General features: G+C 69.6%; 21 protein-coding genes. 14 read left to right on the top strand and 7 right to left on the bottom strand.

The window, feature by feature from the left end; all coding sequences use genetic code 11:
* Position 1: 1 nt before the first annotated feature.
* The 5 genes from rsrA to ACZ6ZD_RS36120 all read right to left on the bottom strand — a co-directional run bounded on the left by rsrA (position 2) and on the right by ACZ6ZD_RS36120 (position 3,194).
* Complete coding sequence (rsrA, locus tag ACZ6ZD_RS36140) at positions 2 to 280, bottom strand: mycothiol system anti-sigma-R factor (protein WP_465678991.1); 279 nt, start codon at positions 278 to 280, stop codon at positions 2 to 4.
* The gene (locus ACZ6ZD_RS36135; protein WP_171676585.1) at positions 277 to 900 is read right to left on the bottom strand and encodes a sigma-70 family RNA polymerase sigma factor; all 624 of its coding nucleotides are present in this window, start codon (positions 898 to 900) and stop codon (positions 277 to 279) included. The genes rsrA and ACZ6ZD_RS36135 overlap by 4 nt, the downstream gene beginning before the upstream one ends.
* A 127-nt stretch (positions 901 to 1,027) precedes the next feature.
* Complete coding sequence (locus ACZ6ZD_RS36130) at positions 1,028 to 1,669, bottom strand: alpha/beta hydrolase family protein (RefSeq protein WP_465678990.1); 642 nt, start codon at positions 1,667 to 1,669, stop codon at positions 1,028 to 1,030.
* Positions 1,670 to 1,720: 51 nt separating this feature from the next.
* On the bottom strand, positions 1,721 to 2,512 hold the full coding sequence (locus tag ACZ6ZD_RS36125; RefSeq protein ID WP_465678988.1) for an SOS response-associated peptidase: 792 nt from the start codon (positions 2,510 to 2,512) through the stop codon (positions 1,721 to 1,723).
* Positions 2,513 to 2,639: 127 nt separating this feature from the next.
* Entirely contained in the window at positions 2,640 to 3,194 is a 555-nt protein-coding gene (locus tag ACZ6ZD_RS36120) for a hypothetical protein (RefSeq protein WP_465678987.1), read from the bottom strand.
* A gap of 572 nt (positions 3,195 to 3,766) precedes the next feature.
* On the opposite strand from ACZ6ZD_RS36120, the gene ACZ6ZD_RS36115 reads away from it, so the two are divergent.
* From ACZ6ZD_RS36115 to ACZ6ZD_RS36085, 7 genes are all read left to right on the top strand, one after another.
* The gene (locus ACZ6ZD_RS36115) at positions 3,767 to 6,007 is read left to right on the top strand and encodes a sigma-70 family RNA polymerase sigma factor (protein WP_465678986.1); all 2,241 of its coding nucleotides are present in this window, start codon (positions 3,767 to 3,769) and stop codon (positions 6,005 to 6,007) included.
* A 266-nt stretch (positions 6,008 to 6,273) separates the two neighbouring features.
* The gene (gene aspS / locus ACZ6ZD_RS36110) at positions 6,274 to 7,563 is read left to right on the top strand and encodes an aspartate--tRNA(Asn) ligase (protein WP_465678984.1); all 1,290 of its coding nucleotides are present in this window, start codon (positions 6,274 to 6,276) and stop codon (positions 7,561 to 7,563) included.
* 41 nt (positions 7,564 to 7,604) lie between these two features.
* Positions 7,605 to 8,066 carry a phosphotransferase gene (locus ACZ6ZD_RS36105; protein WP_465679154.1) on the top strand — a complete coding sequence of 154 codons (462 nt, stop codon included), beginning with the start codon at positions 7,605 to 7,607 and terminating at the stop codon, positions 8,064 to 8,066.
* A 7-nt stretch (positions 8,067 to 8,073) separates the two neighbouring features.
* Positions 8,074 to 9,330 carry an ArgE/DapE family deacylase gene (locus ACZ6ZD_RS36100; protein WP_465678983.1) on the top strand — a complete coding sequence of 419 codons (1,257 nt, stop codon included), beginning with the start codon at positions 8,074 to 8,076 and terminating at the stop codon, positions 9,328 to 9,330.
* An 18-nt stretch (positions 9,331 to 9,348) separates the two neighbouring features.
* Positions 9,349 to 12,015, top strand: coding sequence for an ATP-binding protein (locus ACZ6ZD_RS36095; RefSeq protein WP_465678982.1), 2,667 nt, complete (start codon positions 9,349 to 9,351; stop codon positions 12,013 to 12,015).
* Positions 12,016 to 12,142: 127 nt separating this feature from the next.
* The gene (locus ACZ6ZD_RS36090; RefSeq protein ID WP_465678980.1) at positions 12,143 to 12,859 is read left to right on the top strand and encodes an alpha/beta hydrolase; all 717 of its coding nucleotides are present in this window, start codon (positions 12,143 to 12,145) and stop codon (positions 12,857 to 12,859) included.
* Entirely contained in the window at positions 12,859 to 13,638 is a 780-nt protein-coding gene (locus ACZ6ZD_RS36085; RefSeq protein ID WP_465678979.1) for an alpha/beta fold hydrolase, read from the top strand. Before ACZ6ZD_RS36090 ends, ACZ6ZD_RS36085 begins: the two co-directional genes overlap by 1 nt.
* Before the next feature lie 24 nt (positions 13,639 to 13,662).
* Here the strand turns inward: ACZ6ZD_RS36085 and ACZ6ZD_RS36080 are convergent, their stop codons facing one another.
* Positions 13,663 to 14,589, bottom strand: a complete 927-nt coding sequence (locus ACZ6ZD_RS36080; RefSeq protein WP_465678978.1) for an aminoglycoside phosphotransferase family protein — start codon at positions 14,587 to 14,589, stop codon at positions 13,663 to 13,665.
* On the opposite strand from ACZ6ZD_RS36080, the gene ACZ6ZD_RS36075 reads away from it, so the two are divergent.
* The 6 genes from ACZ6ZD_RS36075 to rsgA are packed head-to-tail and all read left to right on the top strand — an operon-like array spanning position 14,588 to position 20,624.
* Positions 14,588 to 15,310 carry a DsbA family oxidoreductase gene (locus ACZ6ZD_RS36075; RefSeq protein ID WP_465678977.1) on the top strand — a complete coding sequence of 241 codons (723 nt, stop codon included), beginning with the start codon at positions 14,588 to 14,590 and terminating at the stop codon, positions 15,308 to 15,310. The genes ACZ6ZD_RS36080 and ACZ6ZD_RS36075 overlap by 2 nt on opposite strands.
* Before the next feature lie 52 nt (positions 15,311 to 15,362).
* Complete coding sequence (locus ACZ6ZD_RS36070) at positions 15,363 to 15,941, top strand: DoxX family protein (RefSeq protein WP_465678976.1); 579 nt, start codon at positions 15,363 to 15,365, stop codon at positions 15,939 to 15,941.
* Positions 15,942 to 15,967: 26 nt separating this feature from the next.
* Positions 15,968 to 17,089, top strand: coding sequence for a flagellar basal body-associated FliL family protein (locus tag ACZ6ZD_RS36065; protein WP_465678975.1), 1,122 nt, complete (start codon positions 15,968 to 15,970; stop codon positions 17,087 to 17,089).
* Complete coding sequence (locus ACZ6ZD_RS36060) at positions 17,089 to 18,309, top strand: hypothetical protein (RefSeq protein ID WP_465678973.1); 1,221 nt, start codon at positions 17,089 to 17,091, stop codon at positions 18,307 to 18,309. Before ACZ6ZD_RS36065 ends, ACZ6ZD_RS36060 begins: the two co-directional genes overlap by 1 nt.
* Positions 18,310 to 18,354: 45 nt before the next feature.
* Positions 18,355 to 19,626: a 3-phosphoshikimate 1-carboxyvinyltransferase gene (gene aroA / locus ACZ6ZD_RS36055; RefSeq protein ID WP_465678972.1), complete on the top strand. Its 1,272-nt coding sequence runs from the start codon at positions 18,355 to 18,357 to the stop codon at positions 19,624 to 19,626.
* The gene (gene rsgA / locus ACZ6ZD_RS36050) at positions 19,626 to 20,624 is read left to right on the top strand and encodes a ribosome small subunit-dependent GTPase A (RefSeq protein ID WP_465678971.1); all 999 of its coding nucleotides are present in this window, start codon (positions 19,626 to 19,628) and stop codon (positions 20,622 to 20,624) included. The genes aroA and rsgA overlap by 1 nt, the downstream gene beginning before the upstream one ends.
* Here rsgA and ACZ6ZD_RS36045 read toward each other — a convergent pair.
* Complete coding sequence (locus tag ACZ6ZD_RS36045) at positions 20,617 to 21,108, bottom strand: DUF2231 domain-containing protein (RefSeq protein ID WP_465678970.1); 492 nt, start codon at positions 21,106 to 21,108, stop codon at positions 20,617 to 20,619. The genes rsgA and ACZ6ZD_RS36045 overlap by 8 nt on opposite strands.
* A gap of 90 nt (positions 21,109 to 21,198) precedes the next feature.
* Between ACZ6ZD_RS36045 and ACZ6ZD_RS36040 the strand changes: the two genes are divergently transcribed.
* Positions 21,199 to 21,978 (top strand): inositol monophosphatase family protein, encoded by a 780-nt coding sequence (locus ACZ6ZD_RS36040; RefSeq protein ID WP_465678969.1) that lies wholly within the window; start codon positions 21,199 to 21,201, stop codon positions 21,976 to 21,978.
* Positions 21,979 to 21,995 lie beyond the last annotated feature (17 nt).

The following is a 21,995-nucleotide window of genomic DNA, read 5'->3' as shown; positions in this document are numbered from 1 at the left end:
TTCAGTCGGTGGTGGTGATGGTGGTTTCGACTTGGATCTGGGTGAGGCGGACGAGGATTTTCTGGCGGAGGGCGTCGGGGGCGTGGTCGGAGCCGCAGGAGCGGTGGACGAGTTTCTTGATGCAGCGTTCGAGGTCGTACTCGTCGAGGCAGGGGGCGCATTCCTCGAGGTGCTGGCGGATCTCGTCGGTGCTGGCGTCTTCGAGCTCGTTGTCGATGAAGACGTAGACGCGCTGCAGGATCTCGCTGCAGTCCTTGTCGTGGGGATCGCCGCAGCTCACGACTCCTCCTTCTTCGCGGTCGCGTCGTCGTCCGGCGCGCCGATCAGGCCGCGGTCGCGGGCGTAGTCGGACAGCAGCTCGCGCAGCTGGCGACGGCCGCGGTGCAGCCGGGACATCACGGTGCCGACCGGCGTACCCATGATGTCGGCGATCTCCTTGTAGGCAAAGCCCTCGACATCGGCCAGGTAGACGGCCAGCCGGAAGTCCTCCGGGATCGCCTGCAGGGCCGACTTCACGTCGGAGTCGGGCAGGTGCTCGAGCGCGACCGCCTCGGCCGACTTCAGGCCGCCCGGGGTGTGCGACTCGGCGGCGGTGAGCTGCCAGTCCTCGATCTCCTCGGTCGGCGACTGCGTGGGCTGGCGCTGGCGCTTGCGGTAGCCGTTGATGAACGTGTTGGTCAGGATCCGGTACAGCCACGCCTTCAGGTTGGTGCCGGGCGTGAACTGGTGGAACGAGCTGTACGCCTTCGCGAACGTGTCCTGGACCAGGTCCTCGGCGTCGGCCGGGTTCCTGGTCATCCGCATCGCGGCGGCGTACATCTGGTCGAGGAACGGCAGCGCCTCGCGCTCGAAGCGCTCGGTCCGCTGCTCGGGTGTCTCGGTGGTGGTCGGTGTCGGCATCGTGATCGAGAATACCGGGACCTTTCCAGCCTTCCGCGCCGGAGCCACACTCGTTGCCGTCATGCTGATCACAACACGCCCGGCCGCGGGGTAATTCCCGCTCAGCCGCGCCCCCGGCGGCCGTCCACTATCCGGACACTTCGCGGACGACCCACTCCAGGACCGCCTCGACGAGCACCTCGTAGCTCTCCTCCTGGGTGAGCACGGCCTTCTTCGGCACCTTGAACGCGTGGTCGGCGTCCGGGACGACGGCCATCTCGGTCAGCGGCGGGAACTCCTCGGGGGTGCCGAAGGTGTCCCGCTCCCCCTGGACGACGAGCGTCGGCAGCCCGGCGCCCTGCAGCTCAGCCACCCGCGACTTCTCCGGCTTGCCCGGCGCGTGCAGCGGAAAGGCCAGTGCGAGGACGCCGGACGCCCCCAGGCCACTCGCCGTCCGGCAGGCCACCCGCGCGCCCGCGCTGCGCCCGCCGATCACCAGCGGCGTCCGGACCCGCAGCTGCCCGATGATCGCGATCCACGCCTCGTCGAGCACCTTCGGCGCCGGCGCCAGCTTCTTCCCGGCCCGCCGCCACGGCTGCTCGATCAGGAACACGTTGATGTCCAGTTTCGGCAGCCGGGCCGCCAGCGCGGCCAGATCCCCCGACTCGATCCCGCCGCCGGCCCCATGTCCCAGTGCCAACGTCGCCACCGGCCGCCGAGCCCGATACGCCACGATCCGGGCCTCCCCGTGCGGCGTCCCCACAATCCGTTCGTCGGTCACCCGCCCCATCCTGTCATCCGCGGGCAGGTTCATCGCACACCAAACCGCCCGCGCTCAGACTCAGAACAGCGTCGTGCCGTCCTCGCCGCCGGTGGGCGGGGCGCCGTCCGGCGGCAGCGGGTCGAGCAGATGCGGGCCGTTGTTGCGGACCGAGCCGACGGCCGTCGAGACGGCGTACGCCTCGAGGCGGCCGGGGGCCGCGGGGACGAGCAGCTGGAGCAGGTCGTCGGGGTCAGAGGAGCGCGGGTCGAGCCAGGCGTCGTACCGGTCGCGCTCGACGAGCAGCGGCATCCGGTCGTGAATGCGGCCGAGGTCGTCGGTGCTGGAAGTGGTCAGCACCGTGCACGTCCAGAGCCAGGCCTCGTCGGACTCGGCGTCCGCGACGGATTTGTCCCGCCAGATCTCGTAGAGGCCGGCCATCGCCAGCACGCCGCCGTCGGCCGGGTGGATGAAGTACGGCTGTTTGACCGGTTTGCCGTTCTTCTTCTCCTCGGCCGTGTACCACTCGTAGTACCCGTCGGCGGGCAGGATGCAGCGCCGGGCGGCGAAGGCCTTCTTGAAGGCCGGCTTCTCCGCGACCGTCTCCATCCGGGCGTTGATCAGCCGGGAGCCGATCGAGGTGTCCTTGGCCCACGACGGCACCAGCCCCCACCGGACCGTCGTCAGCTTGCGGACCGTCTCGTCGGGGACCTCGCGGTTCTTCCGCTCGACGACCGCGAGCACCTCGTTGGTCGGCGCGACGTTGAAGTTCTGCCCGAGCTCCTGGACGGACTCGCGCACGTTCCCCGCCGCGATCTCGAACTCCTCGACGAGATCGGACGGCGACCGGCTGGACGCGTACCTACCGCACATACCGACAGCCTAGACAGGTCCGCCGACAAAACCGCACAGCGACGGCGGAGCGCTCACCCCGTGATGAGCGCTCCGCCGCCGGCCCGAGGCGGCCGGGCATCCCCCTGTTGACGCCCGGCCGCGAGTACTACGGCCTGGCCAACTCGTCGAGGACCCGCGCGGCCATCTGGTCGGACGTGGGCAGGCCCTCGATCCAGACCCGGGCCAGCTGCGGGACGTCGGTGTCCAGGCGCCACTGGGTGATCAGGGCTCGGACCGTCTCGACCTGCTCCGGCAGGTTCGGCTCGCGGCCGACGAGCGCCGCCGCGCGCCGTGAGCCGACGCGGCCCAGTACGTCACCGCCGCAGAAGACGATGCGCAGGCACTCCGCGACGTCGACGAGGCGGAGCTCGCGCTCGAACGGCGAGGTGCCCGGGGGATTGAGCGGCTCGACAACCACCAGTGCGTGGGTCTGCGGTACGGAAGTTCCACGGAACTCCGCCTCTCGGTAGAGCTCTCCCAGCCGGGACCGCAGGTGCGCCAGGCTGGACAGCCCGGTCAGCGGGTCTTCGCAGGACAGCGTGTGCAGGTAGATCAGCGAGGCCTCGGCCCAGCTGGAACTGAGTGCGCGTACCGCGGCGAAAGCCGGCTCGCCCCCGGCGATCGAGCGGTACAGCGCACTCAGCCCATCCAGTGCCTCCACCAGTGAGACTCCGTCGGCCGCCAAGCGGCGTCCGACCTCGTCCGATGCAGGCACGACGTCGGCCCCGTCCTGCAGCGCCTCGGCAATCGCGAGATAGGCGCTGTGGTCGGTGCCAGGTCCCCCGTGAGTTCCCCCGTGTAGTTGTGCTCCGTGCGGCTCCCTCCGACCGCGCGGACGCCCTGACGACCCCAGATCAGGGGACGACGCCTCCGACCGCACCCGGGCGGGCGACCCCGCCAGGTTGAGGGACTTCGACGGACGCAGGTCGAACCGTCGGCGGATGTCCGCGAACAGCGACATGGCCCTCCTCGAAGGTCCCTACAGTCTCCCGACCGGGTGGCCGGAAGCGTCGTTCCAGGGGTGAGACAGCCGGGGCCGCGGTTCATGACGCGGATTCGCGGAAGTTTTTTCGCGTAACTTCCGGACTGGTCATCTCGTCAGGAAAGAGGCACAGTTCCGCGTCAGAAACAGATGCGGACCGGCGTCGCACGTGGGAGCCTTGTCTCCGGCAACTTTGTGACGCAGGGTGACTGTGATGTGCCGATAGAGTGAAGGGACCGCGGGGGAGAACGATGGAGACGCCGGAAGGGCCGAGTGACGGCGAGCTGATTGCGCGCGTCCGCAACGGCGATCTGGAGGCGTACGGCGAGCTGTTCGGCCGGCACCACCATGCCGCCGAGCGGATGGCCCGCCAGCTGGTCCCGGCCAACGACGCCGACGACCTGGCCAGTGACGCGTTCGCCAAGGTGCTGGACGCGCTCCGCGGCGGCGGCGGCCCCGACATCTCGTTCCGCGCCTATCTGCTGACCACTGTCCGCCGGGTGCACGTCGACCGGATCCGCTCCGGTAAGAAGGTGCAGACGACCGACGACATCGCTGCGTACGAGCGGGAGCCGGAGTCCTTCGACGACCCGACGGTCACCGGGTTCGAGAGCGGTGCGGCGGCGAAGGCGTTCGCCAGCCTGCCGGAGCGCTGGCAGGCCGTGCTGTGGCACACCGAGGTGGAGGGTGAGAAGCCGGCCGCGATCGCTCCCCTGCTCGGCCTCACCGCGAACGGCGTCTCCGCGCTGGCCTACCGGGCGCGGGAGGGGCTCCGGCAGGCCTACCTGCAGCAGCACCTGGCCGACGTCGCCGGGGACCGCTGCCGCTGGACGACGGAGCGCCTGGGCGCGTACGTCCGCGGCGGTCTGACCAAACGCGAGAACCGGAACGTCCGCGAGCATCTGGACGACTGCGCCAAGTGCACCGCGGTCTACCTGGAGCTGGTCGAGGTCAACAGCGCGCTACCGGCGCTGCTCGCCCCGGCGCTGCTCGGCGCCGCCGGCATCGGCTACCTGGCCGCGGCGTCCGGTACCAAGATCGGTCTGGTCGGTTTCTTCGTCGGCATCTGGCGCAAGGCCACCGAGAACAGCACGCGGACGGCGGTGGGCGGCGGAGCGGTCGTAGTCGTCGCAGTGGCCGCTGTCGTGGCCGCAATGGCGCTCACCGGTAACGAGACGCCGCCTGCTGCCATCGACAAGCCGTCCGTGCCGCAGCCGACCCAGCCGCCGGCCAAGCCGCCCGTCGTCCCCCCGGTGAAGCCGCCCGCGACTCAGCCGCCGCCTCCAAAGCCGACGACGGCTCCGACTACCGCACCGACCACGGCGCCCACGACTGCGCCGACCACACCGCCGGTGCCGACGCCGACGCCAACTCCCACACCGACCCCGACTCCCCCGCTGCCGACCACACCGATCCTGGACGAGGGGCTGCTGACGATCAGCATCCCGCCGGGCCAGCGCAGTTCCGGCGGGGGCAGTGCGCCGGCCGTGGCGGCCGGTGAGGGGATGCGGTTCGTGATCACGATCAAGACCCCGGCTGCGAACACGAACCCGGTGGTGATCGGTTTCAAGTACGGCAAGGCGCTGCAGTGGCCGCTGAGCGGCAACCCGCGCGGCTGGAGCTGTGACAAGGCCGCCGGGAGCTGCACGGCCAACAACCCGGCCAAGCCGGAGCCGATGACGGTCGAGTTCGCGAACCCGACCGGCGGCTCGGCGGCGGACCGGACGTTCACTGTCTCGGCGAAGTCCGGTCGCCTGTACGACGACGACTCGCGCACGCTGGTGGCGCCGCCGCGGACCGACGAGAACCTGCTGCGGATCCTGAACGGCCCGAAGGACTCCGATGTGCATCACCGCGTCCTGGTCGTCGCTCCGGGGCTGGACCGGTCCGCCGTCACGCTGAAGCTCAGCTACGGCTCCAGTCTGTCCTGGCCGATCGGTAAGAGCCCGCTGGGCTGGAGGTGCTCGTCCAGCACCAAGACCTGTACGTCGCTGACTCCGTTGAAGCCCTTGCCGCTGAAGGCGGTGTTCGAGGTGCCCGAGGGCGGCTCGGCCGGAGCGCGGACGTACACGGTCAGTGCGACCGCGGGGCTGGTCAGCGACGTCGACTCCGAGACGCTGCCCGGCGTCCGGACGGACGAGTCGCTGCTGGAGATCCTGACGCCGTCCCCGGGGCAGGACCCGAGCCCCTTCGTCTACAACCGCTTCCTCAAGGTCAACGGCGTCACCGATCGCCGAGTGACCCTGGAGATCTCCTGGGGCCGGAACCTGCACTTCGTGTCCGCTCTGGATCGCGGCTGGACCTGTTCGCGGTCCACCGACATCCGGCGCGCGACCTGCTGGACGGACAGCTACCGCAGGCCGTTCAACTCGGAGTGGAGTGCATGGCTGCCTGGTAAGGGCTCTGCGAACGCCATCACCGTCTACGCGCGCGTAGGCGGCCGGGAGGACACCGACTCGGTGCAGATCCCGCCGGCCAAGGGCGGGCGCTGAGCAGAGCCATCGATGAAAAGGTGTTGCCGGTTGCTCTAGGCTGGGACTGTTCGCGCTGACGGAACCGAGTAGCGCCGTACGCCACGTTCGAGAGAGTCGCCGGTTGCTGTGAAGGCGGCACGTGGAGCGGTGTCGAAGACACTCCTGAGCGAATGCATGGCAAGAGGCCGGGTCACTGCGACCCGGCGAAGGTGTGGTGGCACCGCGAGATTCCCCTTCGCCCACACCTCCGGGGTTCGGATGTAGACCTGGAGGTGAAAACAGCAATGCGTATTCTCAGCCATGAGATCCCCTCAGCAGTGGGCCAGACCGTCACGGTGGCCGGCTGGGTGCATCGAAGACGACGGCTCGCCGCCGTCAGCTTCCTGATCCTGCGCGACCGGTCCGGCCTCAGCCAGATCGTCGTCAAGGGGCCGGAGGCTCAAGCCCAGCTGGACGGGCTCGGCGAGGAGACAGTCGTGCAGGTGACCGGAACGGTCGCCGCGAACCCGCAGGCGCCGGGTGGCGCCGAGCTGATCGACCCGGTGATCGAGCCGCTGACCGAACCGGCGGTGACGCCGCCGATCGAGCTCTGGCGGCCGTCGGTCGGCGCTGGGTTGCCCGTCGTCCTGGACAACGCACCGGTCGCTCTGCGGCATCCGGTGGTACGAGCCGGGTGGGAGATCGCTGCGGCGGCGCTGCACGGTTTCCGGGCCGCTGCGGACACTCAGGGCTTCACTGAGATCCAGACGCCGAAGATCGTCGGTACGGCGACGGAGTCCGGTGCCAACGTGTTCGCACTGGACTACTTCGGCGGTCCGGCGTACCTGGCCCAGTCGCCGCAGTTCTACAAGCAGACGATGGTTGGGGTCTTCGAGCGCGTCTATGAGGTCGGTCCGGTCTTTCGGGCCGAGCCGCACGACACAGTGCGGCATCTGGCCGAGTACGTCTCGCTGGACGCCGAGTTCGGCTTCATCAACGACCACCGCGACGTCCTGGCCGTACTGCGGACCGTCATCGCCGGCATGTTGGCAGCGGTGGGCGAGCGGGCGTCGTCAGCCGTGGAGCGCCTGGGCATCACGTTGCCGGAGATTCCGGTCGACGTTCCGGTCGTGCACTTCACCGAAGCACTCAAAATCGCCGGCGCGAACCCGGACGAGCCGGACCTCGCACCGGCCGACGAACGAGCCATCGGCGAGTGGGCGCTCCGCGAGCACGGCAGCGCGTTCGTAGCGGTCGAGGGCTACCCCATGGTGAAGCGCCCCTTCTACACCCACCCGCAGCCGTCCGACCCCCGATGGTCCAACTCGTTCGACCTCCTCTTCCGAGGCGTCGAGCTGGTCACCGGCGGCCAACGCCTGCACCGCTACAGCGACTACGCAGCCGCCCTCGCCGCCCGCGGCGAGTCAGCCGACGCCCCGGCGTACAGCAGCTACCTCCAAGCCTTCAAACACGGCATGCCACCCCACGGCGGCTTCGCCATCGGCCTGGAACGCTTCGTAGCCCGCCTCACCGGAGCCGAAAACGTCCGCGAGGTTACCCTCTTCCCCCGCGACCTCCACCGCCTCACCCCCTAACAAACCAGTCCGGGTCGTCCTCCCCACAACGACGACCCGGACTGGCTGTTGGGACTACTGCAGCCGGATCGCCTTACCAGCTTCAGAAATTTGCTGTTGGTACGGCGGCGGAGCTGACCGAGCGGTACGAGGCTTTGTGCCGGCCGTATCGGGAGGTGGCGTTGCCTGGTGACGATCTGGTGCACGGGGACCTGAATGTCGGCAACCTGCTGGTGTCTGATGGGCAGCTGACCGGAATCGTCGATGTGGAGGCGGCCAGCGGCGGCTCGCGGGCCTATGACCTGGTGGCGCTGGCGATGTCGGCGGCGCGGGACGGCGCGCCGGCGGGAGTCGACGCGTTGTTTTTGGAGGCGGCGTTGCGGGCTGCCGGTCGGGCGACGGTGGCGGTCTGTGCGGGGTCGGCGTGGGTGAGTATTGCTGCGTTCGCCCGCGAGCAGTGGCCTGGCTCGGAGGAGCTGGTTGCCGTGGGCGCGCGGCGCGTGCTCGAGCTGCTCGATGCATGATGTGGCGATGGTGAGTGAGGTTGAGCAGAGGGTTTTGGCGGCTGTTGACGACGAGCGGGTGGTCGCGGAGTTGCGGGAGCTGGTGCGGATCCCGAGTGTTGATGGGACTGCGGCTGAGGGGGACATCCAGGCTTGGTGCGCGGAGCGGTTGCAGGAGGTTGGGCTGCGCGTTGACCACTGGGAGGTTGATCTTCCTGCGCTCACCGGCGACAGTGCGTTTCCCGGGTGGGAGGTTGAGCGGGAGCGAGCGTGGGGCTGTGTTGGGGTGCTGGGCGGCGATGGTACGCCGGGTCTGATCCTCAATGGCCACGTGGACGTCGTACCGCCGGGTGACCTTGCGCAGTGGCCGGACGGCGATCCGTTTGCGGCCAGGGTCGAGGACGGGGTGATGTGGGGCCGTGGCACGTGTGACATGAAAGGCGGCGTCGCTGCGATCCTCGGCGCGGTGGCCGCCGTCGCTGCCGCCGGGGTGCCGCTGCGCAAGCCGCTGGCCGTGCACACCGTGTTCGGGGAGGAGGACGGCGGTGCGGGCGCGTTCGCGACGCTACGCCGCGGCCACACCGGAGAGGCGTGCCTGATCGCGGAGCCGACAGCCGGCGCGGTCATCCCCGCGAACGCTGGATCGCTCACCTTCCGCCTGGAGGTCCCCGGGCTGGCCACCCACGGCTCGACCCGCAGCCGCGGCGTCAGCGCGATCGAGAAGTTCACCGTGCTCCAGACCGCGCTCCACGCCCTCGAAGCCGAGCGCAACCTCGACCCGCACCCGCTGCTGGCTCACCTCGATCTGCCCAACCCGCTGTCGGTCGGTACCCTCCACGCAGGCGACTGGGCTAGTACCGTCCCGGACCTACTGATCGCGGAGGGCCGGTACGGCGTCCGCCTTGGAGAGTCCGTCGACGCGGCACGCGCTGCGTTCGAGGCGGCAGTCGCGACCGCCTGCGTCCAGGACGACTGGCTACGCGACCATCCGGTGACGGTCACCTGGCCGGGCGGCGAGTTCGCCTCCGGCCTGCTGCCAGAGGGCGACTCGCTGCTACCGGACACCCTGCAAGCGGCTGCTGACGCCGGTGTGCCAAGGCCGCAGGTCGCGGGCGCGCCCTACGGCTCCGACCTGCGCCAGTACGCCGCCGCGGGGATCCCGACGCTGCAGTACGGACCGGGCGACGTCCGCTACGCACATGCGAGCGACGAGCACGTCCGGCTGTCCGAGGTGCTGCACGCTACCCGCGCGTACGCCCTCCTTGCCGTCCGTCGTTGCGCTTGAGCTGATAGAAACGGCGCTATGGGGCCGTTGCGTGGTCGTTCGGAAGAGCTCGGGCGACTGTTGGAGGCGCTCCGGGTAGCTGAGGGTGGCCGGGCCTCGTTGGCCGTCATCACCGGTGAGCCCGGGCTGGGCAAGTCGGCGCTGCTCGCCGCCGCGGTGGAGCAGGCCGAGCGGCAGGGGTTCCTCGTCGCGAGCGCCACCGCCCAGCAGACCGACGACATCAGCCCGCTGTCCTCGCTCGCGCCCGCACTGCGCGCCGGGAAGCAGCCGCTGATCGACACCGAGCACTTCATGGAGCTGGCTGCGCTGAACACGCAGCCGCTCTGGCTCGCCGAGCGGCTGGCCGAGCTGGTCGGCCGCCGACTGGACGGCACCAAGGCGCTAATCGTTCTGGACGACGCCCAGTGGTCAGACCCGCTCTCGGCGTTCTCGCTGCGCGTACTGATCGCTCGCCTCTCCGGTCACCAGCTGCTCTGGCTGATCGCGACCCGACCCGCCCCAGGCGGTGTCGCCGACCAGCTCATCAGCGCGGTCAACACCCAGGTCCCGACCCAGACCGTCGAACTACGGCCGCTCAGCGCCGAGGCGATCCAAGACATCGCCAAGGACCGCCTGAACGCCCCCGTCGACCCAGGCCTCGCCGTCCAACTCGCCGGCGTCCAAGGCAGCCCGTTCCTAGCCGAGCAACTGATCGCCGGTCTCTACCTGGACGGCGCAGTGCCAGGTACCACCGGGACGACCTCACCCGTCGGCCCACTGCTGGCTGCGGCCCTCCCGGGCGGTCCGCTCTCCCCTGGTCTGGTCGAGGGCGTCCGCCGACGCAGTACCGGCCTGTCGGAGCTGGCCCGGACCCTCGTCCGGACAGCAGCTGTGTTCGGCAGCGAGTTCCGGCTTGAGGACGTCGCAGCACTGATGTCCGAGCCGGTGGCCAAGCTGGCGGCTCCGCTGGATGAGGCGATCCAGGCAGGACTTCTGATGGACGGCGGCGCCGCGCTGCGGTTCCAACATGAGCTGCTGCGCTCAGCAACGCTGGCCGACATGCCGCCGTCCGCGCAACGCGCTCTGCATGGCGCGATCGCCGACCAGCTGATGGCAGCCGGGCGGGGCGCAGCAGTCGCCGCACCACACGTGCTGGCAGTTGCACAGCCCGGCGACACTGCTGCCGTCGCCGTCCTCCGCCAAGCGGCCCAAGAGCTGTTGGCCACGATGTCGACCACAGCCGCCGAGGTCATCCAGCAGGCCTTCGACCTCACACCGGTCGACCAACCACTCCGTGCCGAGGTCGGCGCCGACGTCATCGCGATCCTGCTGGCCGCCTACCAGTGCAGTCGAGCCAAGGCATTCGCCGACGACCTGCTGGGCGGTACGCCGCTTTACCAGGGGCCGATCACCCCGGACCTCCGCGCCTCGATCCGCCTGCAGCTGGCCCCACGCGAGTGGGCTGTCGGTCACCTGGACCGCAAAGACCTGTTCGCACCCGGCGCCGCGCCGCATCTGACCGAGCGCCTCACTGCCTACCGCACCCTCTTGGCCCCCGATGAGGTCTCGCCCACCGACCTCCTCCCCCGGATGTCCGATCCGGTTGCCCGCTCGATCCTGCTGGTCGCGGCCGCCCAGATTGCCCGGGCAGAAGGCCGCTACGCGACCGCCCGCGACCAGTACGCGGAAGCGCGGCAGACGCCCGCCGAGATCGGCAGTCTGCCGGACACCCTGCTCGAGGTGGGCGAGCTCTACTGCCGTGCCGAGACCGACGAGCTTCCGGCCGCGCTGACGCGAATCCGGCAGCTCCTGACCGCCGGCGACTGGCAGGCAGCGGCTCACATCGCCGCCTTGCACACCCGGCTCGAGTACGCGGCCGGCAATCTGGATGCGGCCGAGGAGGCTGCTCGGACCGGGCTGCGGTGGATGGGCGAGTTCCACGACACGCGGATGATGCCGGCTGTGCAGCAGGTGTTGGCGCTGGTTGCTCTGCTCCGCAACCAGACCACTCAGGCTAGAGAGCTAGCCGGCACCGATCCGACCGTCAGCACGTTGCTGGCCATTGTCGACGGCAACGAGAAGGCGGTGAGCCGACTCCGTGACGTACCGCAGGGCTTCCCGGAAAGGGTTGAGCTGCTTGTCAGAGCCGACGCTGAGGACCTACTGGCAGCGCAGAACGCGGCCAGCCCGTGCCTGGCTGCGTTGGCCGCCCAGGAGCTGGTTGCGGCCGGTACGGACCTGAAACGGCTGGCTGCCGCCACCGAGCAGCTGAGGACCACGGACCGGCCGCTGCTACTCGCGCTCGCCGAGGAGCGGTACGGCCGCGCCGAGCTCGACTCAGGCGACCGCACTGTCGGCGTGGCCACTCTGGAGCACGCGCTCGACGCTCTGACCGCGCTCGGCGCGACAGCACCCGCAGGCCGGATCCAGGCCACCTTGCAGGCGGCCGGCGTCCGTCGGCGGCGCTGGGCGGCCGTCCCGGCCCGGGCCGAGGCCGGATGGGAGGCGCTGACGCCGATGGAGCGCCGAGTCGCGCTGCTGGTGGCAGAGGGGCACACCAACCGGACGGCGGCCGAGGAGCTGGTCGTTTCGGCCAGCACGGTCGGCACCCACCTGAGGTCGGTTTTCGGCAAGCTGGGGGTCAACTCCCGGGTCCAGCTCACCCGTCTGGTGCTGGAGCGGTTCGCACCTCCCCCGAACGCATGAGTTTCGGGTGCACCGGCGCTCCCGGCCCCCTGATCGACGCCTGACAAGTTCGGGTGATCGGTCGATCCGCGGGAGCGGGCGATCGGGACATTCTTCTCGCATCACCTACTGAAGGAGAGCGAGAACAATGACCGACAAGACCCCCACCGTCGTCCTGGTGCACGGGGCGTTCGCCGAGAACTCCTCCTGGACCGGCGTCATCGCCGAGCTCCAGAGCCGCGGCATCCCGGCGGTGGCGCTGTCCAACGAGCTGCACGGCCCGGCGTACGACGCCGGCCGGATCGCCGCTCAGGTCCGCGAGATCGACGGCCCGGTCGTCCTGGTCGGTCACTCGTACGGCGGCGCGGTCATCACCAACGCCGCGAACCTCGCCGACAACGTGACCGCTCTGGTCTACGTCGCCGCGTTCGTCCCGGACGAGGGCGAGAGCCTGCAGGACCTGCTCGCCAGCTTCCCCGCCAACGACTTCGGCTCCGGTCTGGTCCCGCACCAGCTGCCGACCGGTGACGGCGGCGAGGAGACCTTCCTCAGCATCGACCTGGCCAAGTTCCAGCACCTGTTCGCCGCCGACGTCGCGGACCACGACCTGCTAGGCCGCACGCAGCGGCCGATCGCCGCCGCGGCCTTCGAGGAGAAGTCCGGCCCGGCGAGCTGGAAGCGGCTGCCGGTCTACCAGCTGGTCGCCACCGGTGACGAGGCCATCCACCCGGAGGGCCAGCGGACCATGGCTGCCCGTGCCAAGGCCACCACGATCGAGGTCGACGGCTCGCACGCCGTCGCCGTCTCGCAGCCGAAGGCCGTTGCCGCCTTCATCGCGACTGCGGTCGAGGGCGGTGCGAACTGATGAAGATCCGTCGCCTGCTCGCCGCTGCCGCCGCCGTCCTCGTCACGCTGACCGGTGCCACCACCGCGGTCGCCACTCACAAGCCCCAGCCGAAGCCGACCATCGTTCTCGTCCACGGTGCGTTCGCGGACGGCGCCAGCTGGTCCGAGGTCACCAAGAAGCTGCAGCGTGACGGCTACACCGTCGTCGCACCGGCGAACCCGCTGCGCGGAATCGCCAGCGACACGACGTACCTGACCGGCGTCCTCGCAAGCATCCCCGGACCCAAGGTGCTCGTCGGCCACTCGTACGGCGGCGCACTGATCACCCAGCTCGCCGGTGCGCCCGGTGTGAAGTCGCTGGTCTACGTAGCCGCGTTCGTCCCGCAGAAGGGCGAGACGATCGGCGGACTGAACGCACAGTTCCCGGGCAGCGAGATCAACGAGAAGACCACCAACACGATCACCTACCCGGGTGGTGCGGACCTGGTGATGAAGCCGGACGCGTTCCGGTGGGTCTTCGCGGCCGACCTGCCCACCCGGCAGGCCGACGTCCTCGGCGCCTCGCAGCGTCCGGTCGCCGCCTCGGTCTTCACCGAGACCGTCCTGAAGAGCGCTCCGGCGGCGCTCCCGAAGTACGCCGTCATCGCCGGCAAGGACCGGGCGATCGCACCGGCCGGGGAGCGCTTCATGGCCAAGCGCGCCGGCGCCAAGATCGTCGAGGCGCCCGGAGCCTCGCACCTGGTGATGCTGTCGGAGCCCTCGCTGGTCACCCGCACCATCGAGCAGGCCGCCCGCTGAACCGCCGCTCGGCCGGTCCACCCCTCACCGGGTGGACCGGCCGAGCACTCGTTCCATGGCGGCCTCCCCTGCGGGCCGCCAGGTCGGTTTGCCGCCCGGAATCCCCTTCTCGCCGTTCACTGCCATCGCCAGCACGAACAGCGCCCGGAAGGCAGCCCACCCCCGAGCACGCCGGAAGGTGGCCTCGTCCATCGGGTAGGCCGCGAAGAACCGCTTGGCCGCACCGTCCGGCAGCAGCACCCAGGCGGCCGAGATGTCCACCGCCGGGTCGCCGGCACCCGCGTCACCGAAGTCGATGACGCCAGCCAGCCGCCCGTCAGCGACTACTAGGTTCGCCGGGTGCAGGTCAGAGTGAACCCACACCGGAGGCCCGTCCCAAGCCGGTGCTGCGACGGCGTCCGTCCAGATCTGCCGGACCGCCGCAGTGAGCGCGATGCTCTCGGCGAAGTTCTCGATGGTCTGCTGCCGCAGCTGCAGCCCTCCCCGGTCCTCCTTCGGCAGGTCGGCGGGAGCAGGGACATGCAGCGCTCGAAGGAAGTCCGCCAACGCTGTGCCGGACTCATCCGCAGTCACGAACTCGCGGTCCGCGGGCTCGCCTGGCACCCACTGCGTGATCAGCCACGGTGACGGGAACCGCTCCGAGGGCTCACCGACCCGCACCGGCTTCGGAATCGGCAGGGGCAGTCGCTCTGCCAGGCCCGGCAGCCACTCCTGTTCGCGACGAAGGAGCTCAGGCGCCCGCTGCGTCCGGGGCATCCGGACGGCGAGGCTGTCGCCGAGACGCCACATCTGGTTGTCCCAGCCGCCCACCACCTCGCGCAGTGGCAGATCGGCCAGATCGGGGTGCTGTTCGGTGAGCAGGGTCCGGATGAGGTCTTCGGTGAGCTCCACGCGCGTCAGACGCATCACATCCGGAATTGGTTCGACGTCGGCGGTGTTGGCAACTGTCATGCGTATTGATGTCTGGTCCGATGTCGTCTGCCCGTTCTGCTACATCGGTAAGCGCCGCCTCGAGCAGGCGCTGGCGGAGAGCGGCGACAGCGCGGAGATTGTCTGGCACAGCTTCCAGCTGGACCCGTCGTCCACGAACGACGACCCGCGCGACCTGCCGACTCGGCTCGGCGAGAAGTACGGCCGGGACCGGGCGTGGGGTGTGCAGGCCAACGAGCAGGTGACGCTGGCCGCCGCAGAGGTCGGGCTGGAGTACCACCTGGAGGATGCGAAGTCGGCCAACACGCTGGACGCGCATCGGCTGCTGCACCTGGCTCTGGACCTCCAGAACAACGGTGAGCTGCCGGCCGACGCGCAGAGCCAGTTGAAGGAGCGGTTGCTCAAGGCATACTTCGTCGACGGCCTCCCGGTCGGTGACGCTGCCACGCTGACCTCTCTGGCAGTGGAGGTCGGTCTACCGGCCGACCGCGTCGCTGAGGTGCTGGCCGGTACGGAGTACGCGGACGACGTCGCTGCGGACCAGGCGCAGGCCCTCGCGTACGGCGCCAACGGCGTCCCCTTCTTCGTGATCGACCAGAAGTACGGCGTCAGCGGCGCACAGCCGCTGGAGGTGTTCCAAGAGGCCCTGCGCCGGGCGAACGCCGACCGCAAGCCGGTCACGCTGATCAGTACGCCGAACTCGGACGACGCCACCTGCGGACCGGACGGCTGCGCCATCTGACGGTTGGCCCTGGGTACCGGGAACACCTCGTGACGTGGTGTATGAAGGAGGCATGACTGTCGTGCGTGCACTGGCCAGGCCGTTGCTGTCCGTCATTTTCGTCGTTCAGGGTGCGAACTCGGTCCGCAACCCGGAGCCGCTGGTGGCCAAGGCGCAACCAGTCACCGATCGGCTCGTACCGGTCTTACGGAAGGCCGCGCCCGCGCAGGTCGGCGATCGCATCCCGGAAACCACTGCGAACCTGGTCCGGCTGAACGGCGCTGCCCAGGTCGTCGGCGGGCTCGCACTGGCGACCGGCAAGGGCCGTCGGCTCGGTGCGACGCTGCTGGCTGCTTCGCTGGTGCCGACCACGCTGGCCGGGCATGCCTTCTGGCAGGAGGACTCGAAGGCCGCCAAGGCGCAGCAGCGGGTCCAGTTCATGAAGAACCTCGGTCTGATGGGCGGGCTGCTGCTGGCCATCGTCGACACCGAAGGCAAGCCCGGTGTGGCTTGGCGGGCGTCGCACGGCGCGAAGGCGACCAAGCGGGAGACCAAGCGCGGAGTCAAGGCTGCCAAGCGCGAAGCGCGGCAGCTGGCCCGCGAGGCGAAGGCGGCGGCTCGACTCGCCAAAGCCGAGTTGCACCTCGGCTGACCTGCCGCACCTCTAATCTGTAGGCCGTGCCTACGTACAGTGACGACGGCCAGTGGTGGTGGGACGGCCGTGCCTGGCAGCCCGTCACCCAGCAGCCTCCAGGACCCCAGCAACAGCAGCCCTACCCCGGCGCGCCCCAGCCGTTCCAGCAACCGCCTCCGCAGCCGCGCAAGCGGAAGAGCCGGACGGCGATGATCGTCGCGGGTGCGGTCGCGCTCGTCCTGATCGTCGCCGTGGGCGGAGTCCTGGTCTGGACGAACCTGTCCGGTGACGAGCCCGCCGCCGCGACCGGCGGCCCGCCGGCGGGCGCGAAGATCATCGAGCCCGGCCAGCCGGTCACCGCACAGACGCTGAGCGAGGTACACCCGCAGGCGTTCGCGGAAAGTGTCCTCAAGCGGCAGATGGTGGCCCCGATCGGTCAGCTGAAGACGATCCGGTTCGAGAACCCGGAGAAGTTCCTGGCGAAGAACGACTACTCGATCACCGACTACGCCGTCGACCACCGAACCAACAAGTTCTCCTTGGAGTACACCGGTTTCAGCGGTACCGACACCACGGACCGGAAATGCATCGACGGCAAGTCGATGATGTACATCGACGGCGAAGGGCTGGGCTGGCAGGAGGACAAGGGCGACGACGACTGCACCCGCCAACCGTTCTACACCGTGGACGGGATCGTCTCGAGCGGACTCACCGCCGAACAGGCCGACAGGGTGCTCAACTACTTCCACCAGGAGGGCGACGGCTATCTGAACGCGGCGCAGCCGACCTTGCTGACGACCGGCGGCCGCACCTACATCCGCCAAGTGGTCGACTTCAAGACCATCATCCGCGACGACCAGCCCTACGGGACCGCGGTCTCTCAGTTCGCCTTCCGCGACTGCGGGCACAACCGGGACACCGCGCGCTGGTTCTGGGCAACGCCCTTCAACCTGGCGGCGGGTCTGCACGTGGTCTATTACCTCGACACCAAGACACTGCTGCCGGTGGCGGCATACCAGGCGTCGGTACCGGCCGCGGGGTCGTACCCGGACAAGACGGTGCAGCTGGTCAACTATGCGTTCCCGGCCGCGGTCCCCCAGGTCAAGCAGCCCAAGGGGCCGGGCTCGCTCACGTTCAATCTGCCCGAAGGCTGGAAGACTCGATAATGCCTACCTACAGTGACGACGGGCAGTGGTGGTGGGACGGCCGCGCCTGGCAGCCGGTCACCCAGCAGCAACCACCGCAGCAGCAGTACCCCGCTCAGCCACCGCAGCAGTACTCCGCTCAGCCGCAGCAGCAGCCGTACGGCGCTCCGCAGCAGCCCTACCCCGGCCAGCAGCCCTACCCGGGCCAGCAGCACCCCGGTGGGCCGCAGGGCTTCTACCAGCGGCCTAAGAAGAAGAACCGCGGGCTGCTGATCGGCGCGGGCGCCGTAGCGCTCGTCCTGGTGCTCGTTGTCGGCGGTGTGGTCGCCTGGCAGGTCACCTCTGGCGACAAGGACGCGGCCACGGGTGGTGCACCGCCGAAGAACGCCAAGAACCTGGAGCCCGGCCAGCCTGTCACTGCCGAGGCGCTGGCCGAGGTGAACCCACAGGCGTTCCACGAAGGCGTCATCAAGCGGCAGATGGTCGCTCCGATCGGGCGGGTCATCTCCACGACCTTCCCGAGCGAGGAGGCCTTCGAGTCGCGCAAGCTGTACACCGTCCGCGACTACGCGGTCGACATGAAGAACAACCAGTACTACTACTTCGAGAGCCTGCTCGACGCACCGATCGAGCAGGACAAGTCGCCGTACAACATGATGTGCGTCGGCGGCAAAGAGATGGAGTGGTCGAACGTCTTCCAGCAGTGGCGACCGCCCCGGAGCCCGAGCAAGAAGTGCACCCAGAAGTTCTACCTGGGCGCGAACGACGGAGTGGCCGCCAACGGGATGACAGCCGACCAGGCGGACAAGGCGATCGAGTACATGCGCGCGGCCAAGGGTTTCGTGAACCCGGCCCAGCCGACGCTGATCTCGGCGAACGGCAAGACCTACATCCGCCAGGTGGTCGACTTCAAACCAGCAGTGCTGAGCGACGGGCAGTCCTGGGGCTCTCAGATCCCCCTGTGGTCCTACCGCGACGCGGGGCTGGACCCGAGCACCCTCCCGTGGTCGAACCCGTTCGGCCCGAAGGAGGGCATCCACATGGTCTATTACATCGACACCGAGACGCTCCGGCCGGCCGCATCCTTCCAGCGCGGCACTGAGGCCCCAGGGATGCCGGACGACGCGGACGGGATCCAGGTCGTCAACTACTCCTACCCGGACGCCCTGCCGGTGGCCAAGCTGCCGAAGAACGCCGGGACGCCGAGCCTCACGCTCCCGGAAGGCTGGAAGCTCCAGTAGCAGCACATGCCCTAGGCTCAGGGGTAGACGAGCTGAGGGAGTGGAATGAGCCAGGAGCAGGGCTGGGCGGCGCCGCGAGCGGTCGGAGCGGTCAGTGGCCGAGTGACGGTGCCGGGATCGAAGTCGATCAGCAACCGGGCCCTGATCCTCGCAGCGATCGCGGACGGCCCGTCGCACCTGACGGGCCTGCTGGCGGCGCGCGACACCACTCTGATGCGCACGGCGCTCACCTCCCTGGGTGTCGGCATTACCGAGAGCGGTACGACGGTCACCGTGACGCCGGGCTCCCTCAAGGGCCCGGCGGGCGTGGACTGCGGTCTGGCCGGCACTGTGATGCGGTTCGTGCCGCCAGTGGCCGCACTGGCCGACGGGCTGGTCGCCTTCGACGGTGACGCCTACGCGCGGGAGCGCCCGATGGGCGTCATTCTGGACGCGCTGCGCGCCCTCGGCGTCCAGATCGACGACGGCGGTACCGGCCGGATGCCGTACACGGTGTCGGGCACCGGCTCGGTCCGCGGCGGCAAGGTCACCTTGGACGCCTCCGGTTCGAGCCAGTTCGTGTCCGCGCTGCTGCTGGCCGGCGCCCGGTACGACGAGGGCGTCGACATCCGGCACGACGGCAAGCCCGTGCCGTCCCAGCCGCACCTGGACATGTCGGTGGCGATGCTGCGGGAGCGCGGCGTCCAGGTCGACGACTCCGAGCCGAACCGTTGGGTGGTTGCCCCCGGCCCCATTCAGGCGCTGGACGCCGCCATCGAGCCCGATCTGTCGAACGCCGCGCCGTTCCTGGCCACCGCCGTCCTGACCGGCGGCGAGGTGACTGTCACCGGCTGGCCGGAGCACACCACTCAACCCGGCGGCCACCTCCCCGAGATCTTCAGCCGGCTCGGCGCCGAAGCCACTCTGACCGCCGACGGGCTGACCGTCCGCGGCACCGGCCGCATTGTCGGCGCGGACCTGGACCTGAGCGAGGTCGGCGAGCTGAGCCCGGTGATCGCCGCGGTGGCCGCCCTCGCGGACGGGCCGTCGTACCTGCGCGGGATCGCGCACCTGCGCAATCACGAGACCGACCGGCTGGCCGCGCTGGAGCGCGAGTTCAACGCGCTGGGCGGTGACGTGACCCAGACGGCCGACGGCCTCGAGATCCGCCCGAAGCCGCTGCACGGCGGCCTGTTCGCGACCTACCACGACCACCGGATGGCGCACGCCGCCGCTGTGCTCGGTCTGCTCGTGGACGGCGTACTGATCGAGAACATCGGGACGACGGCGAAGACACTGCCGGAGTTCCCCGAGCTCTGGTCGGGGCTCGTCGGCTGATGTCGCGGTACGACGAGGAGGCCAAGTACGACCGGCCCAAGCGCCGCACCCGGCCACGGACCAAGGACCGCCCCTCGTACGACGACGCCGTCATCGGCTTCGTCACCACCCGGGACCGCGGCCGCTACACCTGTTGGGTCGACGACCGGCAGGTGACGGCGATGAAGGCCCGCCAGCTCGGCCGCAAGGGCGTGATCGTCGGCGACCAGGTGAAGCTCGACGGCGACTCCAGCGGCGAGGAGGGCACCCTGGCCCGCATTGTCGAGGTGGTCCCCCGGACGACGCTGCTGCGCCGGTCCGCCGATGACGACGACCCGGTGGAGCGCCCGCTCGTCGCGAACGCCGACCAGCTGGTCATCGTGGTCGCAGTGGCCAACCCGGAGCCGCGTACCGGTCTGATCGACCGCTTCCTGGTCGCGGCGTACGACGCCGGCATGCGTCCGCTGCTCTGTCTGACCAAAACCGACCTGGCCGACCCGACTCCGCTGCTGGACATCTACCGACCGCTCGGGGTCGAGTCAGTGGCCACTCAGCAGGGCGGCAACCTGGATGCGCTCCGCGAGCAGCTGGACGGTCGCACCAGCGTGCTCGTCGGGCACTCGGGCGTCGGCAAGTCCACTCTGGTCAACGGGCTGATCCCGGACGCCAACCGGGCGATCGGCATCGTCAACGAGGTCACCGGCCGCGGCCGGCACACCTCCACCAGCACCGTCGTCCTGCGGCTACCGGACGGCGGCTGGATCATCGACACCCCCGGCATCCGGTCGTTCGGTCTCGCACACGTCGAGCCCGACAAGCTCATCGACGCCTTCCCGGACCTGGCCGACATCACTGCGGACTGCCCGCGCGGCTGCACCCACACCGAGACGGCGCCGGACTGCGCCCTCGACGAAGCCGTCGCCGAGGAGCGCACCGAAGCCGACCGCGTGGCTTCCTTCCGCCGTCTGCTCGCCAGCCGCGAAGGCCGGGAGCAGCGCGACCCGGAGCCCACTACTTAGGCAGTTGCCCGTCCCAGACCGCCTTCGCACCGGCGTCCCCGGTGCGAATGGTCTGGTAGATCACCAGTACGCCGATCACGACCACGGCCGCGCTGGTAACCAGCTCGAGCGGTCGGCCACGCCCTTCCTTGGCGCCCTTGCCGCTGGCAAGGGCAGACGGCCCACCGAGCACCAGGAAGGCCACTACGGCCACCGCTGCGAAGATCAGGCAGAAAATGAACAGCAGGTCGCCATGCTGCTTATGGACCTCGACGGCCTTGGCCAGGGTCGGCACTGCGGCGACAAAGGCCTCTCCACTCGCCTTGGCGACGTACGCGAGGACCAGCGACCCCAGGCCGAGCAGCAGCACCGGCCAGCGCAGCAGCCACCGCCAGCGCGGTACCAGCGCGAAAACGATCGCGGTCAGGGCGGACACCGGTAGCACCAGCACAGCGGCGTGAATGACCAGCACGTGCATCGGCAGGTCTCCGAAGCGCTCGAACATGACGCCTCCAGGCAGTCGTGAAGTTCTGATACCCACTGCACGATCTGAACCCGCATTCGGTTCACCTCACCTACAGGCTAGCCTTCCGCCATGCCCTCGCACACGGATGACCTGCGGCTCGCCCACATCCTGGCCGACGATGCGGACTCGACCACGATGGACCGCTACAAGGCGCTGGACCTGCATGTCGCCATGAAGCCGGACATGACGCACGTGAGCGAGTCGGACAAGAAGGTCGAAGACGTGATGCGCAAGACGCTCTCCCGGGCCCGCCCGCGGGATGCGTTCGTCGGCGAGGAGGAGGGCACCACCGGCTGGGGCGTACGGCGCTGGGTCGTCGACCCGATCGACGGCACCGCCAACTACGTCCGCGGCGTCCCCGTCTGGGCCACTCTGATCAGTCTGATGATCGAGGACCAGGTAGTGGTCGGCGTCGTCTCGGCTCCGGCGCTCGGCAAGCGCTGGTGGGCGTCGTACGGCGACGGCGCCTGGACCGGTCGCGCGCTGCACTCCTCGCAGCCCTGCCGGGTCAGCGACGTGAGCAACATCGAGGACGCGTCACTGTCCTACTCCTCCCTCAAGGGCTGGGACAAGCTGGACAAGAAGGACCAGTGGGCTGGTCTGATGGACGACTGCTGGCGCACCCGTGCGTACGGCGATTTCTGGTCGTACATGCTGGTCGCCGAGGGCGCGGTCGACATCGCCGCCGAGCCGGAGCTCAACCTGTACGACATGGCCGCGCTGGCGATCATCGTCGACGAGGCCGGCGGCAAGTTCACCTCGGTCGACGGCGCCCCCGGCCCGAACGGCCCGAACGCGCTGGCCACCAACGGCCGGCTGCACGACGAGGTACTCAAGCGCCTGGCCTGATCCGACCACGTAGGGTG

The sequence above is a fragment of the Kribbella sp. NPDC104218 genome (genome assembly GCF_055584105.1).
The sequence above is the reverse complement of the archived record's forward strand: the minus strand, read 5'-3'. Positions and strand labels throughout refer to the sequence as shown.